General features: G+C 69.8%; 16 protein-coding genes. 6 read left to right on the top strand and 10 right to left on the bottom strand.

From position 1 onward, the window contains the following. Nucleotides 1-4: 4 nt before the first annotated feature. Complete coding sequence (locus WBG06_RS15640) at nt 5-793, bottom strand: enoyl-CoA hydratase-related protein (RefSeq protein WP_336737777.1); 789 nt, start codon at nt 791-793, stop codon at nt 5-7. Then, nucleotides 793-2,400 (bottom strand): GMC family oxidoreductase, encoded by a 1,608-nt coding sequence (locus tag WBG06_RS15635; protein ID WP_336737776.1) that lies wholly within the window; start codon nt 2,398-2,400, stop codon nt 793-795. The genes WBG06_RS15640 and WBG06_RS15635 overlap by 1 nt, the downstream gene beginning before the upstream one ends. A 62-nt stretch (nt 2,401-2,462) precedes the next feature. Between WBG06_RS15635 and WBG06_RS15630 the strand changes: the two genes are divergently transcribed. Continuing rightward, nucleotides 2,463-3,302, top strand: coding sequence for an LLM class F420-dependent oxidoreductase (locus WBG06_RS15630; protein ID WP_336737775.1), 840 nt, complete (start codon nt 2,463-2,465; stop codon nt 3,300-3,302). Between the two features lie 187 nt (nt 3,303-3,489). Here WBG06_RS15630 and WBG06_RS15625 read toward each other — a convergent pair whose 3' ends face one another. Then, complete coding sequence (locus WBG06_RS15625; protein ID WP_336737774.1) at nt 3,490-4,374, bottom strand: alpha/beta hydrolase; 885 nt, start codon at nt 4,372-4,374, stop codon at nt 3,490-3,492. A gap of 77 nt (nt 4,375-4,451) precedes the next feature. On the opposite strand from WBG06_RS15625, the gene WBG06_RS15620 reads away from it, so the two are divergent. After that, nucleotides 4,452-4,904 (top strand): nuclear transport factor 2 family protein, encoded by a 453-nt coding sequence (locus tag WBG06_RS15620; RefSeq protein ID WP_336737773.1) that lies wholly within the window; start codon nt 4,452-4,454, stop codon nt 4,902-4,904. A 22-nt stretch (nt 4,905-4,926) separates the two neighbouring features. Further along, nucleotides 4,927-5,337 carry an RpiB/LacA/LacB family sugar-phosphate isomerase gene (locus WBG06_RS15615; protein WP_336737772.1) on the top strand — a complete coding sequence of 137 codons (411 nt, stop codon included), beginning with the start codon at nt 4,927-4,929 and terminating at the stop codon, nt 5,335-5,337. A gap of 33 nt (nt 5,338-5,370) precedes the next feature. Here the strand turns inward: WBG06_RS15615 and WBG06_RS15610 are convergent, their stop codons facing one another. Genes WBG06_RS15610 through hsaA form a run of 7 tightly spaced genes read right to left on the bottom strand, consistent with a single transcriptional unit; the run spans nt 5,371 to nt 11,030 of the window. Next, on the bottom strand, nt 5,371-6,090 hold the full coding sequence (locus WBG06_RS15610) for a cation transporter (protein WP_336737771.1): 720 nt from the start codon (nt 6,088-6,090) through the stop codon (nt 5,371-5,373). Continuing rightward, nucleotides 6,087-7,004, bottom strand: coding sequence for a cation diffusion facilitator family transporter (locus WBG06_RS15605; protein WP_336737770.1), 918 nt, complete (start codon nt 7,002-7,004; stop codon nt 6,087-6,089). The genes WBG06_RS15610 and WBG06_RS15605 overlap by 4 nt, the downstream gene beginning before the upstream one ends. Next, nucleotides 7,004-7,339: an ArsR/SmtB family transcription factor gene (locus WBG06_RS15600; RefSeq protein WP_336737769.1), complete on the bottom strand. Its 336-nt coding sequence runs from the start codon at nt 7,337-7,339 to the stop codon at nt 7,004-7,006. Before WBG06_RS15600 ends, WBG06_RS15605 begins: the two co-directional genes overlap by 1 nt. A gap of 57 nt (nt 7,340-7,396) precedes the next feature. Next, nucleotides 7,397-7,978: a flavin reductase family protein gene (locus WBG06_RS15595; protein ID WP_336737768.1), complete on the bottom strand. Its 582-nt coding sequence runs from the start codon at nt 7,976-7,978 to the stop codon at nt 7,397-7,399. A 30-nt stretch (nt 7,979-8,008) separates the two neighbouring features. Further along, complete coding sequence (gene hsaC / locus WBG06_RS15590) at nt 8,009-8,908, bottom strand: iron-dependent extradiol dioxygenase HsaC (protein ID WP_336737767.1); 900 nt, start codon at nt 8,906-8,908, stop codon at nt 8,009-8,011. Beyond that, the gene (gene hsaD, locus WBG06_RS15585) at nt 8,905-9,837 is read right to left on the bottom strand and encodes a 4,5:9,10-diseco-3-hydroxy-5,9,17-trioxoandrosta-1(10),2-diene-4-oate hydrolase (protein WP_336737766.1); all 933 of its coding nucleotides are present in this window, start codon (nt 9,835-9,837) and stop codon (nt 8,905-8,907) included. Before hsaD ends, hsaC begins: the two co-directional genes overlap by 4 nt. Further along, nucleotides 9,837-11,030 (bottom strand): 3-hydroxy-9,10-secoandrosta-1,3,5(10)-triene-9,17-dione monooxygenase oxygenase subunit, encoded by a 1,194-nt coding sequence (gene hsaA, locus WBG06_RS15580; RefSeq protein WP_336737765.1) that lies wholly within the window; start codon nt 11,028-11,030, stop codon nt 9,837-9,839. The genes hsaD and hsaA overlap by 1 nt, the downstream gene beginning before the upstream one ends. 177 nt (nt 11,031-11,207) lie before the next feature. On the opposite strand from hsaA, the gene kstD reads away from it, so the two are divergent. The 3 genes from kstD to WBG06_RS15565 all read left to right on the top strand — a co-directional run bounded on the left by kstD (nt 11,208) and on the right by WBG06_RS15565 (nt 15,506). Continuing rightward, nucleotides 11,208-12,920, top strand: a complete 1,713-nt coding sequence (kstD, locus tag WBG06_RS15575; protein WP_336737764.1) for a 3-oxosteroid 1-dehydrogenase — start codon at nt 11,208-11,210, stop codon at nt 12,918-12,920. Next, nucleotides 12,920-13,825 carry a MaoC/PaaZ C-terminal domain-containing protein gene (locus WBG06_RS15570; protein WP_336737763.1) on the top strand — a complete coding sequence of 302 codons (906 nt, stop codon included), beginning with the start codon at nt 12,920-12,922 and terminating at the stop codon, nt 13,823-13,825. The genes kstD and WBG06_RS15570 overlap by 1 nt, the downstream gene beginning before the upstream one ends. Nucleotides 13,826-13,949: 124 nt before the next feature. Continuing rightward, entirely contained in the window at nt 13,950-15,506 is a 1,557-nt protein-coding gene (locus WBG06_RS15565) for an FAD-binding protein (protein ID WP_336737762.1), read from the top strand. The last annotated feature ends 136 nt before the right edge of the window (nt 15,507-15,642 follow it).

Raw genomic sequence — 15,642 nt, 5'->3', positions numbered from 1 at the left:
CCACTCAGGACCCAGGCGGAAGCCGGGTGAAGTCGGGCTTGCGTCCCTCGGCGAACGCGACGAGCGCCTCGATGTTGGCGGGGCCGCCGAGGAGCTCGGCGAACTTCGCGTTCTCGAGTTCGCGGGCGGCCTCGATGCCGGGACGCAGCGACGCCGTCATCGTCTCCTTGACCGCGATCAGGCTGCTGATCGGTCGCGCGGCGAGGGTTGCCGCGTGGTCCCAGGCGGTGGAGAGCAGTTCGTCGGGCGAGGTGACCCGCCAGACGAACCCCATCTCGTGGGCTTCCTCGGCACTGAACCACTCCCCCGACATCAGCATCCAGGCAGCATTCTGATGCCCGATCAGGCGCGGGAACAGGAAGCTGGAGGCCGCCTCCGGAGCAACCCCGAGGGTGGTGAACGGCGTCTTGAACCGTGCTTGCGTCGAGGCGAAGACCAGGTCCGCGTAGCCGAGCAGGGTGACCCCGATGCCGAGCCCGAGCCCGTTGACCGCGACCACCAGCGGCTTCGAGAACGCGACCAGCGCGTCGAGCAGGTCGATGAAGCCGTGCGAGGCACCGTCGTCGGCGCCCGACGCGGTCTGCTTCATCTCGACGAGGTCGGTGCCCGCCGAGAAGGCCCGCCCGGTCCCGGTCAGCAGCACGACGGCCACCTCAGGATCCGCGTCGGCCTCGCGCAGTGCTTCGGCGAGGGCGACGTAGAGGGCCTGGTTGAAGGCGTTGAGCTGGTCGGGGCGATTGAGGGTCAGCGTACGGACGCGGTCGCGGTCCTCGCACAGCAACAGGTCCGACATCACGCCCCCAAGATCAGGTCGGCGGCGCGCTCCCCGATCATGATCGAGGGCGCGTTGGTGTTGCCGCCGGTGATGGACGGCATCACGCTCGCGTCGGCGACCCGCAGGCCGTCGATGCCCCGCACCCGCAGGGACGGGTCGACCACCGCACGCTCGTCCGAGCCCATCCGGCAGGTGCCGACGCCGTGGTAGACGCTGTGCACGATGTTGGGCAGCAGCTCGCGGGTGGCCTCGGCGCCGGCATAGTCCGGGCCGGGCGTGATCTCGCCCTGGTTGTCGCCGAGGCCGACCATCATCTCGCGCACCTTCGCGATCCCGTCGAGGAGCACCTCGGTGTCCTTGCCCGACTGCAGATAGGCCGGGTCGAGCAACGGGTGCGCGAGCGGGTCGGCACTGGCCAGGCGTACGGTGCCACGGCTCTCGGGGTAGATCAGCGTCGGCAGGATGCACAGGCCGGGCTTGTTCGTCAGCGGCCGGATCGCCTTCTCGCCGTCCTGGTTCGGGAACGGGTAGACCCAGTAGAGGACGTGCAGCTGCAGGTCGGGGACCTGACCGGCCAGGGCGCTGCGTACGAACCCGAAGGCCTCGAACTGCGAGCCGGCCGCCCAGCCCCTGCGGGTGAGCCGCGACTTCGCGAAACCGGCGGCGAAGTACGCCGGCGTCGGCCGCCGCAGCGCCGAGTCCATCCGGAAGGAGACCGGCACGAAGAGGTGGTCGTGGAAGTTGTCGCCCACCGGGAGGTCGGCGTGGACATCGATGCCGTGCTCGCGCAGATGGTCGGCATGGCCGATCCCGGAGAGCATGAGCAGGTGCGGCGAGCCGTAGACGCCGGCCGCGACGATGACCTCGCGCGACGCCTTGATCGTCTGCTTCTCCCCGTCGGCGCCGACCACGTCGACACCCGTCGCACGCGAGCCCTCGATGCGCACCCGGGTGACCTGCGCCTTGGTCAGGATCAGCAGGTTGTCCAGGGGGTTCTCGCGCAGGTAGGCCTTGGACGCGGAGTATCTGCGTCCCTCGGACGCAGACAGCTGGACGACACCGACGCCCTCCTGCACCTTGCCGTTGTAGTCCTCGAGCGCGCTGACACCGAGCCGCTTCGGCGCCTCGTCGAGCCAGGTCCGGGCAGCCGGGGTGAGGTCCTTCTGATAGCGCACCTTCACCGGACCACCCACGCCCCGGAACTCGTCGCCGCCGCCCTCGAAGTCCTCCATCCGCTTGAACGCGGGAAGCACGTCGTCGTAGGACCAGCCGGTCGCGCCGTCGGCCGCCCAGTCGTCGAAGTTCTGGCGGTTGCCGCGCACCCAGAGCATGCCGTTGATCGAGGACGATCCACCCAGCACCTTGCCTCGGGTCATCGGGATGACCCGGTCGAGGGCGGCGCTCTGCGGGACCGACTTGTAGCCCCAGTCGACCAGCTTCTTCAACTGCGGGGTGGAGAGCATCGCGGCGACGGCACCGGGGAGCTCGAGGAGGTTCTTGATCCCGAAGGCGGTGTCCTTCGTGCCCGCCTCGATGACGATCACGCTGGCACCGCTCTCGGCCAGCCTGCGGGCGGTGGCGCAGCCCGCGCTCCCGGCTCCTACGACGATGTAGTCGGCTTCCATGTTCACTTCTCTCTCCCGGTGATCCCTTCCGCAAAGACTAGAACACGTTCTACTGTTGTGTCATGCGCCACGGCATCGTCCTGTTCACCTCGGACCGCGGCATCGCGCCCGCCGAGCTCGCCTCCGCCGCCGAGGAGCGCGGTTTCGACACGTTCTACGTGCCCGAGCACACCCACATCCCGGTTCGGCGCGACGCCCTGCACCCCACGGGCGGCACCGAGCTCCCCGACGACCGCTACCTGCGTACCCTCGACCCCTGGGTGACGCTCGGCACCTGCGCCGCGGTGACCTCACGGATAGGGCTCTCGACCGCGGTCGCACTGCCGGTCGAGTCCGACCCGATCACGCTCGCCAAGACGATCGCCACCCTCGACCACCTCTCCGGGGGCCGAGTCTCGCTGGGTGTCGGGTTCGGCTGGAACACCGACGAGCTGGCCGACCACGGCATCCCGGGCGACCGTCGGCGCACCGCGCTGAAGGAGTATCTCGAGGCGATGCGCGCCCTGTGGACCGAGGAGGAGGCCGCCTACGACGGCGAGTTCGTCTCCTTCGGCCCCTCCTGGGCCTACCCGAAGCCTCCGCAGGGCCGGATCCCGACGATCGTGGGCGCCGGCGGCGGACCCAAGACGCTGCGCTGGATCGCTCGCAACGCCGAGGGCTGGATGTCCACGCCCACCGAGGCCGGGATCGGCGACAAGGTCAAGACGCTGCAGGACGAGTGGGAGTCCGCCGGACGCGAGGGCAAGCCCGAGGTGCGGGTGCTCGTCGCCAAGAAGCCGACCCCGGAGGACCTCACCGAGTGGTCGGTCGCCGACGAGCTGATCTGGGGCGTCCCGGACGCCGAGCCGGCCGCCGTCCTCACCTACCTCGACAAGCTCGCCGGACGCCTGGATCTGACCTGACCGACGCCCGACCCGGCGCAACTGTCCCATCAGCCATCGCCGAGTCGGCGCGAATGTCCCAGATTTCGGCGCCCACTCGGCGCGAATGTCCCAAACCTATGGAGCAGTTGCGCCGACTCGGGCGTCTCGCACGAGACAGACGCGCCGACTCGGCACCCTCACGCGGGACAGATGCGCCGGGTCAGCGTCATGGGCTCGCGAGCACGTCGCTGAGGAAGGTCAGCACGCGGGCCAGGCCGGCGCGCGACGCGGGCGAGATCCCGGGCAGGGTGAGGTATGCATGGGTCGCCAGGGCCGGGCGATGGACAGCGACCTCCACCCCGGCCGTACGCAGCGCCGCAGCGTAGCGCTCGGCATGTCGGCGCAGCGGGTCGAACCGCGCGGTGAGGACGAGGGCCGGCGGAAGACTCTTGTGGGACGCCGCCCGCAGCGGCGAAACCGCCCACTCCTCGGCGCGCGACTCGTCACCGCCGAGGTAGTGCTCCACGATCCCACCGAGCCCGGGCCCACGCAGGCCGACGAGGTCCACGAGCGGGTAGACGAGCACCTGGCCGCGGATCCGGGGCTCGCCCTCGTCACGGGCCCGCAGGGCCACCACGGCCGCGAGGGTGCCGCCGGCACTGTCACCCAGCACCGCTATCCGGTCGGCGTCGGCACCCAGGTCGGCGGCGTGTGCCGCCACCCACGTCAGCGCCGCCCAGCAGTCCTCGACCGCCGCGGGATAGGGATGCTCCGGAGCCAGCCGGTAGGCCGGGGCGACCACGACGGCTCCCGTGCGGGCCGCGATCCGCCCGGCCATCCAGCGGGACTGCTCGGGCGAGCCCCAGCACCAGCCGCCGCCATGGAAGGCCAGCACGATGGGCCGCCCGAGAGCCGAGGTCGCGGGAGCCCGCGGGGCATGCACGCGCAGCCGGAGCTCACCGGCCCGAACCTCTCGCACCACCGCCTCCGGATCGTCGGCACCGAAGACCCAGGTCAGGCAGCGGTTCGCCAACAGAGCCGCGCGCCGCTCGCGCAGCTCGACCATGCCGTCCACACTGCGATCCTGCATCTCGACCGCGGTCAACGTCATGACATCCGGCCGACCGGTGGCGGAACATCAGCCCACGACCAGCCCATCTATAGAACACGTTCTACTATGCTCGGTCCATGAGTGACATCAGGGAGATCGAGCAGCTCAAGTTCCGCTACGTACGCCTCCTCGACACCAAGCAGTGGGACGAGTTCGCCACCTGCTTCAGCGACGACGCCACCGCCGACTACGCCGGCCTCTCCTTCGGCTCCCCGGGCGAGCTCGTCGACTACATGCGCACCAACCTGCCCGCCGAGATCATCACGATGCACCACCTCCACCACCCCGAGATCGCGGTCGACGGCGATGCAGCCACCGGCCGCTGGTACCTCTACGACAAGGTCTTCGCACCCGCCTTCGATTTCGTCCTCGAGGGCGCCGCCTTCTACGAGGACCGCTACGTCCGTACGCCGCAGGGCTGGCGCATCGTCCACACCGGCTACCAGCGCACCTGGGAGCTCACCACCAGCCTCGAGGACCAGCCCCGTGCGAAGTTCACCGGACCAGGGGGACCGGCCACGCACGCCTGAGAGCGCGGGTAAGTTCGAGCACATGCGGATCGCCTTCGGAAGCGACGACGAGAACGAGACGACCCGGGCCGTGCTCGCCGAGCTGCGAGAGCGTGGCGACGTCGAGATCGTCGAGACCGACTCCTGGCCCGACCTCGGCGCCGGCGTCGGCCGCGCGGTGGTCGAGGGGCGCGCCGAGGTCGGCGTGGTGATGTGCTGGACCGGCACCGGCACGGCGATCGCCGCCAACAAGGTCCCCGGCGTGCGCGCCGCGCTCGCCTGGGAGCCCTGGATCGCCCGCGGCGCACGCCTGTGGAACGACGCCAACGTCCTGGCGATGAGCCTCAAGCGCCTCGCTCCCGACGTCGCGGTCGAGGTCACCCGGGCTTTTCTTGACGAGGCCGATCCCGACCCCGAGGAAGCGGCCGCGATCAAGCGCCTCGACGAGCTGTGAGTGCTGCTCAAGTCGTAGATCAGCAGCAGACGATCAGCAGCAGGCGCAGCCCTCGTCGCAGCCATCATGGCCACTGAGGGCACTGGCCGGAGTGCAGCAGACCTCACCGCACCAGGCGTTGATCCCCTCCCCCACGGCCAGCGCGGCAATGACGAGCGCAGCCACCGAGTCGGCCCACCACCAGCCCCAGGCACTGTTGGCGAGCAGCCCGACAAGCAGCGCCGCCGACATGTAGGTGCACAGCAGCGTCTGCTTCGAGTCGGCCACGGCGGAGTGGGAGCCGAGCTCGTTGCCGCTGCGGCGCTGGATCCAGGAGACGGCAGGCATGACGAGCAGGCTGAGCGCGGCGATGCCGATGCCGAGACCGGAGTGGTCGGCCATGTGCCCCGTGATCAGGCTGGTCACGGCGTCATAGGAGACGACGGCCGCGAGCCCGAAGAAGGAGAGCGCGATGATCCGCAGCGCGACCTTCTCGCGGGCCTCGGGCTCGCGGCCCGCGAACTGCCAGGCCACGACGATCGCGGAGGTGACCTCGATGAGCGAGTCGAGGCCGAAGCCGAGCAGCGCCGCCGAGCCGGCGACCGCTCCGGCCGCGATCGCCACCGCCGCCTCGATCAGGTTGTAGGCGATGGTGAAGGTGACCAGGAGTCGGACCCGTCGCACCAGCACGGCCCTCCGGGACGGATCGGGTCCTGGCTGCGGCGCCACACCGTCGCCTCGGCCGATGACATGGATCGGAAGACCGGAGCTCACCAGGTCACCTCATGGCACTGCCGAGTCGGGGCGATCTCCGTCTGGAGGGTCGCGTGCTCGATGCGGTGCCGCGTGGCGAGTGCGGCCTGCGCCTCCGCCAGCACGGCTTGGGCATCTGAGCCGGCATCCAGGACGAGATGCGCGGTCGCGACGTGCATCCCGGAGGTCAACGTCCACAGGTGGAGGTCATGGACACCGGCCACGCCCGAGACCGCTTCGAGGTCGGCGACGACCTGCTCGACCTCCATGCCTTCGGGGACGTGCTGGCCGAGGACCGCCAGGACCTGCCGCCCCAGGGCGATGGCGCGCACGGCGACGAAGACCCCGATCGCAACCGCGACCACGGTGTCCCACAACGGCTGCCCGGTGGCGGCGACGAGCAGCCCGGCCGCGATCACACCGACGCTGCCGGCGGCATCGGCAACCACCTCGAAGTAGGCGCCCTTGAGGTTGAGCGACTCGCTCGCCCCCGCGCGCAGGAGCAGCATCGAGACCAGGTTGATGGCCAGACCGATCGCACCGACCACGAGCATCGCCCCGGTCTGGACCTCGGATCCCTCCCCGATGCGGCCGATCGCCTCGAGCACGACGTAGACCGCGACCCCGAGCATCACCAGGACGGTCAGCCCGGAGGCGAACACCTCGACCCGGTAGGAGCCGTAGGTGCGGCGACCGGTGGTGTCGGCGCGGGTGGCGATCCGGGTCGCGACCAGCGCCGCACCCAGCGCGACGACGTCCGCGGTCATGTGCCCGGCGTCGGAGATCAGCGCCAACGACCCTGACCACAGTCCCGCGACGAGCTCGACGACGAGGAACGCCGCCACCATGGCGAAGGTGACGGCCAGTCGCCACCGATGCCTGCCGCCGGCGTGGCCCACAGCGGCACCGTGTCCGTGACCGTGTCCGTGACCCATCAGCAGCAGCCCTGCTCGACGGAGTCGCGGCACGCTTCCGGATCGGTGACCAGGATCAGGTCGTGCAGGTCAGCCAGCGCATGCGCGATGCGGCCGTCGGCGAGCTCGTAGCGCGTCCGCCTGCCCTCGGGGACTGCGACCACCAGCCCGCAGCCGCGCAGGCAGGCCAGGTGGTTCGACATGGACTGACGCGTCACGCCCAGCGACTCGGACAGCTCGGCCGGGTAGGCTGGCCCCTCACGCAGCTGCATCAGGACCCGGGCCCGAGTGGCATCGGAGAGGGCGTGCCCGAACCGGGCGAGAGCGTCCAGCGAGGAGGTGGTGGCGGTGACCATGCCGCCACAGTACAGCGAAACCTGTATTCAGCGAAAGCTGAACCGAGGCGCCCCCGGTCAGTCGAGCTCCCGGTAGTTGCTGCGGAAGAACAGCAGAGGCTCGGTGGCGGCGCCCTCCTCGAGGTCGAGGACACGGCCGACGACCAGGTAGTGGTCCCCCTCCTCGTGGACCGAGTGGACGGCGCAGTCGAGGTAGCCGACGGCACCGGCCAGGTGCGGGTCGCCGTGATGGGCCGACGGAGTCCAGGAGATGTCGGCGTACTTGTCGGCGGCTCGCGAGGCGAACTGGTTCGAGACCGCCTCCTGGCCGGCGGCGAGGATGTTGACCGAGAAGTGGCCGGCCCGGCGGATCCTGGCCCAGGCGCGCGAGGACTTGGTCGGCGCGAACAGGATCAGCGGCGGCCGCAACGAGACCGAGGAGAACGACTGACAGGTCATCCCGACCGGCCCCTCCGCGGTCTGTGCGGTGATCACGGTGACCCCGGAGGCGAACCGGCCCAGCACCGTACGGAACCGGGCGTCAGCCTCCGCGTCCGCAGGGGTCTCCGGAGGAGACGGTGGCGCCTCGAAGTCGAAGCGACCATGGAAGGACTCGATCAGCTCCGGATGCGGCCAGCTCTCGGCGGCATCGGGAGACATCCCGTCAGGCACCTCTATACGCATACCCGATCACTGGCCTACGCCGAAGTCGTGACCCCAGTACGAGACGGCCGTGGACTCCCGGGCGACCCACTTCTGGTCGTCGACCTGCAGGCCCTCGGTGCCGAACTCGATGTCGAACCCGCCCGGCGACTTCACGTAGAACGAGACCATCTCGTCGTTCATGTGACGGCCCAGCGTCGCCGACAGCTTGGCCCCGTGCTTCGACACCCGCTCCAGCGCCCGGCCGACGTCGTCGAGCTTGTCGACCTCGAGCATGATGTGGACGCACTTGGAGTCGTTGGGGAACGGCAGGAACGCCAGCGAGTGGTGACGCGGGTTGATCCCGAGGAAGCGCAGCCAGATCTTGGTGCCGGGCTCCTTGCCGGCGAACTCGCCGGGCATGCTCATCGAGTCGCGCAGCCGGAACCCGAGCGTGTCGCGGTAGAACTCCAGCGCCTGTACGTCGTCGGAGACCGGGATCACCACATGACCCATCCCCTGCTCGCCGGTCACGAACGTGTGCCCGTAGGGCGAGACCGCGGGCCGGCGCTCGTAGGTGATGCCGTGGAAGAGCTCGAAGACGTTGTCGAAGGGGTCGCGGAAGCGCAGCATCTCCTGCACCCGGCGCTCGGCGAGCTCCTCGGGCGTGCCCTCCTCGACCTCGACACCGGACTTCTCCAGGTGCTCGCGGGCCTGCGCCAGCGCGGTGTGGTCGGCGACCTCCCAGCCGACGCAGCTGAGCTGGTCCCGAGTGCCCGGCTCGATCACGAGCCGGGCCGAGACCTCGTCGATGCGGTAGTAGAGGTGTTCCGGGTTCGGACCCTTGGCCGTGATCAGCCCGAGCACCTTCTCCGCGAACGTACGCCACGCCTCCAGATCGGTGCTGGCGACGCGTACGTAGCCCATGGACTTGATGTCGATCGTCATGGCTTCTCCTCCGGAGTACGTTCGCGGTGACGCTTCACGCTGTGCCGTTTCAGAAACGCGACCGCGATCTCGCGGAACTCGTCGGCGGCCTCGATCTGTGCCCAGTGCCCACAGCGCGGGAAGACATGCAGCTGCGCCTTGGGAATGAGCTTCAGCGCCGGGAAGGCGCCATCGAGCGGGTTGACCCGGTCCTCGCGCCCCCAGGTGAGCAGGGTGTGGTGCTTGAGCTGGTGTGCCTCGCGCCAGAGCATGCCGTCCTCGGCGGTCTCGGGGTTGTAGAACGACCACCCCATCGACGCCATCGCCTCGCGCGCGCCGGGCGCGGTCGCGTCGGCGAACCGCTCCTCGACCAGCTCGTCGGTGACCAGCTTCTGGTTGACGACCATGGTCGAGATGAACGCCCTGAGCGCCTCCCGGGTGGGGTTTCCGGAGAAGTCCATCAGGCGCTGCACGCCCTCGGTCGGGTCCGCATGGAAGAGGTTGAGCGAGAGCCCTCCCGGCCCCATCAGCACCAGCCGACCGACCCGGTCCGGGTAGGTCAGCGCGATCCGCATCGCGGTCCCGCCGCCGAGCGAGTTGCCCAGCAGGTGCACCTTCTCCAGGCCGAGCTCGTCGAGGAGCGCGATCACCGCGTCGCCGGCGAAACGGTAGTAGTTGCCCACCACCGGCGGCTTGTCGGACGCACCGAACCCCGGCTGGTCGACCAGGATCGTGCGGAAGTCGGCCGCGAAGCCCTCCAGCGCGGAGCCGAAGTTGGACCACGACGAGGCCCCGGGGCCGCCGCCGTGCAGCATGACGAGGGGGGTCTCGACAGGCTCGACCACCGAAGAGTCCCGGGTATCGAGGTCGTAGTAGCGCAGCGAGATCTCCCCCGCCGCCTCGGTCTTGATGCGTACGTCGTGCGCGACGTCGTCCTTGGAGAGCGTCATCAGTACATCCCCGGGTCGACCTTGTGCCCGAACTCCGAGGCGCCGTACATCTGCAGCGCCCGCTCGGGGTCGTTGGCGGCGTGGACACGGCCGGCGTGGGCGTCGCGCCAGGCGCGCTGGAGCGGGGTGCCGTTGGCCAGGGCCCGGCCGCCGGAGGCCTCGAAGAGCAGGTCGATCGCGTCGATCGCCCGCTGCGTACCGAGGACCTGGTCACGGCGGACCCGCAGCCGCTGGGCGATCGGGATCTTCTCACCGCGGGCGACATGGGCCTGCTGCTCGCGGATGTTGCTCATCAGCAGGGCCCAGGCGGCGTCGATGTCGGAGGAGGCTGTCGCGACACGCACGGCGGCGAAGGGGTCCAAGGACGCCTTCTCGCCGTAGGAGGCACGGACCCGGTTCTGCTGCATGGTGACGTGCTCGTCGTACGCCCCACGGGCCATCCCGATGATCGGGGTGGTGATCGTGGTGGTGAACAGCGAGTGGAACTGCAGCTTGTAGAGGTCGCCGGTGTTGACCGCCTGGCCGGGGCCCTTGCACCGCCCGGTCTCGGCCATGGAGAGGGTGAAGGTCTCCGGGATGAAGACGTCCTCGACCACGATGTCGTTGGAGCCGGTGCCGGCCAGGCCGACGACGTTCCACACATCGACGATCTCATAGCTCGCGCGCGGCACCAGGAACGTACGGAAGTCGACCACCTGTCCCTCATCGTTGAAGACCAGACCGCCGAGCAGCACCCAGGTGGCGTGCGCGCAGCCGGACGAGAAGGACCAGCGCCCGGAGAGCATGAAGCCGCCCTCGGTGAGCGCGGCCTTGCCCATCGGCGCGTAGGAGGAGGAGACCCGGGTGTCGGGATCCTCGCCCCAGACCGCCTGCTGCGCCTCGTCGTCGAAGAGCGCGATCTGCCAGGGGTGCACACCCAGGACGCTGGAGACCCAGCCCGTCGAGCCGCACGCGGAGGCGATGTCGCGTACGCAGGTGTAGAAGTCGACCGGGTCGGCCTCGAGCCCGCCGAACCGGGTCGGCTGCAGCAGCCTGAAGAAGCCGACCTCCTCGAGCTCCTTCACGCTCGACTCGGGCACGACCCGCAGGCGCTCGGTCTCCTCCGCTCGCTCCCTGATCGTGGGCAGCAGGTCCTGCACCCCGTCCTTGACGGTCTGCGCGTCCTTGTCGGGGCGCTGTGTCGGTTCGCTCACCGCTCTGCCTTCCTGCATGGTGTCCCAGATGTCGTCGGACGGCGCGATCCGCGCGCTGCCGATGAGTCAATACTAGAACACGTTTCAGTTTTGTCGAGTCCCTGGGCGTGTTTCCCGGACTGTCGTCTATGGTAGAACGTGTTTCAGTTCTGGGACAGTCGAGGTTGAGGGAGCACCATGGAACAGCCGGACGATGCGGGGCAGCCGATGACCGGGGCGGCCGACGACGAGACGTACGACGTCGTGGTCGTAGGTGCCGGTGGCGCCGGGATGACCGCCGCGCTGGCAGCGGCACGCCGCCACGGGCTCGAGACCGTCGTCATCGAGAAGAGCGCGTACTTCGGCGGGTCGACCTCCCGCTCGGGCGGCGGCGTCTGGATCCCCCGCAACCACGCCCTCGAGGCGGCCCACCAGAAGGACTCCCCCGAGGCCGCGAGCCTCTACCTCGAGTCGATCGTCGGCGACGTCGTTCCGGCTGAGCGCCGCGAGACCTTCCTCGGTCGCGGTCCCGAGGTGCTCTCGTTCGTGTGCGAGAAGACGCCCGTGCGGTTCGCCTGGGTGCCCGACTACGCCGACTACCACCCCGAGGCTCCCGGCGGCCGCGGCGCGGGCCGCTCCGTCGAGCCGGTCCCGCTCGACGCGCGGGTGATCGGCGAGGAGCTGGACCGCCTGCACCCGCCCTACACCAAGTCGCCGGCCAACATGGTCGTCACCCAGGCCGACTTCCGCAAGATCAGCCTCGGCATGCGCACGATCAAGGGCCCGATCACCATGGTCAAGATCGCAGTCGCACGGATCCTCGCCGGCCTGCGCGGCAAGAAGATGTACGCCATGGGCGCGGCGCTCGCGATCGGCCTGCGCAAGGGGCTCATCGATGCCGGCGTCCCGATCCGGTACGAGACCGAGCTGGTCGGCCTGGTCACCGAGGACGGCCGCGTGGTGGGCGTCGAGGTGCGCACCGGCGAGGACGGCCCGACCCGCGTGATCCGGGCCCGGCGCGGCGTGATCCTGGGGTCGGGCGGCTTCGAACGGAACCTGGAGATGCGGGAGAAGTACCTGCCGGCGCCGACCTCGGTCGAATGGACCACCGGCGCCTTCTCCAACACCGGCGGCGGCATCCTGGCCGGGATCGCGGCCGGCGCGGACACCGACCTGATGGACGAGTCCTGGTGGGGCCCGACGATTCCGTTCCCGGGCCGCCCGTGGTTCGCGCTCGCCGAGCGCAACCTGCCCGGATCGATCATCGTCAACGGCGCCGGCAAGCGGTTCATGAACGAGGCGCTGCCCTACGTCGAGGCCGTCCACGAGATCTACAAGGGCCAAGAGACGGGGGTCTCGCACGTTCCCTCCTGGCTGGTCTTCGACCAGCGCTACCGCAACCGCTACATCTTCGCCGGACTCGGACCGGGACAGCCCTTCCCGGGCCGGTGGCTGAAGAGCGGTGTCGTCGTGAAGGCCTCCACCGTCGAGGAGCTCGCCGACAGGATCGAAGTTCCGGCCGACAGTCTGCGCGAGACGCTGACTCGCTTCAACGGCTTCGCCGAGTCCGGCGTCGACGAGGACTTCCACCGCGGCGAGTCGACCTACGACAAGTACTACTCCGACCCCACCGTCAAGCCGAACTGCTCGCTCAACGTCATCGACCAGGCGCCCTTCTACGCGGTCAAGATGGCCCCCGGCGACCTGGGCACCAAGGGCGGTCTGGTCACCGACAAGCGTGCCCGCGTCCTGCGGCCCGACGGTTCGGTCATCGAGGGCCTGTACGCCGCCGGCAACGTGTCCTCCGCCGTCATGGGCCGCACCTACGCCGGCCCCGGCGCCACCATCGGACCCGCCCTGGTCTTCGGCTACCTGGCCGCCGAGGACTGCGCCCTGAAGGAGATCTACTGATGCCCATCGACCCGACCAAGGCCATCGGTGCCTCGCTGCCGTCCCGGTCGTTCTCGTGGACCTCGTCCGACGTGCTGCTCTACCACCTCGGCATCGGTGCCGGGTCGCGTCCCGGCGACGCGACCGACCCGGCCGCGCTGCGCTACACGCTGGACTCCGACACGCTGACCGTGCTGCCGTCCTTCGGGGTCGTGGCACCGACCTTCCACGTGACCGAGCCACCCGCGCTCGACCTGCCGGGCTGCGACATCGACCTGGCCTCGGTCCTCCACGGATCGCAGGAGATCCGTGTGGACGGCCCGATCCCGACGTCCGGTGAAGCCGTCGTCTCCACCCGGATCGCCGAGGTCTGGGACAAGGGGAAGGCCGCCGTCATCGTGCAGGAGGGCGTCGCCACGACCCCGGACGGCGATCCGCTCTGGACGGTCCGGAGCTCGATCTTCGTACGCGGCGAGGGCGGCTTCGGGGGCGAGCGGGGCCCGTCCACCGCGCTGCCGGTTCCCGAGCGCGCGCCGGATGCGGTGACTGCCTACGACGTGACCGAGCAGCAGGCGCTGCTCTACCGGCTGTGCGGCGACCGCAACCCGCTGCACGCCGATCCCGCCTTCGCCGCGAAAGCCGGTTTCCCCAAGCCGATCCTGCACGGGCTGTGCTCCTACGGGATCGTGCTACGCGAGGCGACCGGGCTCCTGCTGGACGGGGACGCGACCCGGGTCGCCGGCTTCGGCGCCAGGTTCGCCGGGATCGTCTTCCCCGGCGAGACGATCTCGATCGAGGCGTGGAACCAAGCGCCGAAGATCCTGGTCAGAGCGACGATCTCATCCGACGACCCCGCTCGCGACGGCGCGCCCGTGCTCGCCGACTGCTACCTGGAGACGACCGAGCGAAGCGAGGAGGCGAGATGAGCCGCGCGGGGTGCAACTCGATGTGTAACACGCTGTTCGTAGTACTACTCGCCCTATCAGAACGACCGGATAGTGCTACGAACGACGTGTTACACGCGCGGCGCGGGTCACACGGGAGGCAGGCATGAGCGGCACGGCACTTCCCGACGTACTCTCCCCTGCTGACGTCGAGGAGCGCTTCGGCGGTTGGTCGGAGGAGACCGACGTGGTCGTGGTCGGCTTCGGCGTGGCCGGCGGGGCGGCGGCGCTGGAGGCGGCCCGGGCGGGAGCCCGCACGATCCTCCTGGAGCGTGCCGCCGAGCCTGGCGGCACCTCGGCGATGGCAGGCGGCCACTTCTATCTCGGCGGCGGCACCGCGGTACAGAAGGCGACCGGGGTCGAGGACTCGGCCGAGGAGATGTTCGCCTACATCCACGCCGTGTCGAAGGAGCCCGAGGACGACAAGATCCGGGCCTACTGCGACGACTCGGTCGAGCACTTCGACTGGCTCGAGGGGCTGGGCTTCGAGTTCGAGCGCTCGCTATGGCCAGGCAAAGCGGTGATCCAGCCGGGCACCGAGGGGCTGATGTACACCGGCAACGAGAAGGTCCACCCCTTCCGCGACCTCGCCGTCCCCGCGCCACGCGGCCACAAGGTGCCGGTTCCGGGCGACACCGGCGGCGCGAAGCTGGTCGTCGACCGGATGGCCGACCGGCTCGCCGAGACGTCCGCGGTGATCCGCTACGAGACCGGTGCGACCAACCTGGTGATGGAGGGCGACCGGGTCGTCGGCCTCGCCTGGCGCCGGTTCGAGGAGCGCGGCGCGATCCGCGCCAAGGCCGTCGTGCTCGCTGCCGGCGGGTTCGTCGGGAACGCGGACATGGTCGCCGAGCACACGCCCCGGCTCGGCGAGAAGCTCTTCCCGCTGGCCTCCACCTACGACGACGGGCTCGGGCTGCGGCTGGGCGCCTCTGCCGGCGGCCGCTGGCGGTTCATGGACGAGGCTTTCCAGACCGCACCGTTCTACCCGCCCTCGATCCTGCTGACGGGGATCATCGTCAACAAGCACGGCAAGCGGTTCGTGGCCGAGGACTCCTACCACGCGCGTACGGCCGCCTTCGTCATGGAGCAGCCGGACTCGGCGGCCTTCCTGATCGTCGACTCCGCGCACATCGAGCACCCGACGATGCCGCTGTGCCCGTTCATCGACGGCTGGGAGACGGTCGAGGAGATGGCGGCCGGCCTCGGGGTTCCCTTCGACGCCCTGAACGAGACGCTGACCGCCTACAACGCCCATGCGGCCGACGGCAAGGACCCGGAGCTCCACAAGGCGGCCGAGTGGACCGAGCCGCAGGACGCCGGCCCCTGGGGCGCCTACGACCTCTCGCTCGGCAAGGCGATGTACGCCGGCTTCACCATGGGCGGTCTCGCCACGACGGTCGAAGGAGAGGTACGCCGGGAGGACGGCTCCGCGATCGGAGGTCTCTACGCGGCCGGCGCCTGTGCAGCCAACCTCGCCCAGGACGCCAAGGGCTATGCCTCCGGGATGCAGCTCGGCGACGGCTCGTACTTCGGGCGGCGTGCCGGCCGGCACGCCGCGGGCGCCGCCGACAGGGCTGCACCGAGGGGTCCCGGTGACGGGGATCACAACCTCGCCGACCTCGGCGAGACCGGTGGCCGGACATCGCCCGCGGCCAGCTAGTGTGTGAAGACGCTCCTCGAGCGAACTGTTGCCATATCACATATTTCCCGGAAGGTGAATGGCTTCGGTAAAAATCGGGACCTTGTGCCCTACGCGCGTCTCGAGCTCGGCTGGTTATGTATACGCGACGCCGCGG

Source organism: Nocardioides sp. CCNWLW239, from assembly GCF_037137035.1.
Classification (GTDB): domain Bacteria; phylum Actinomycetota; class Actinomycetes; order Propionibacteriales; family Nocardioidaceae; genus Nocardioides.
The sequence above is the reverse complement of the archived record's forward strand: the minus strand, read 5'-3'. Positions and strand labels throughout refer to the sequence as shown.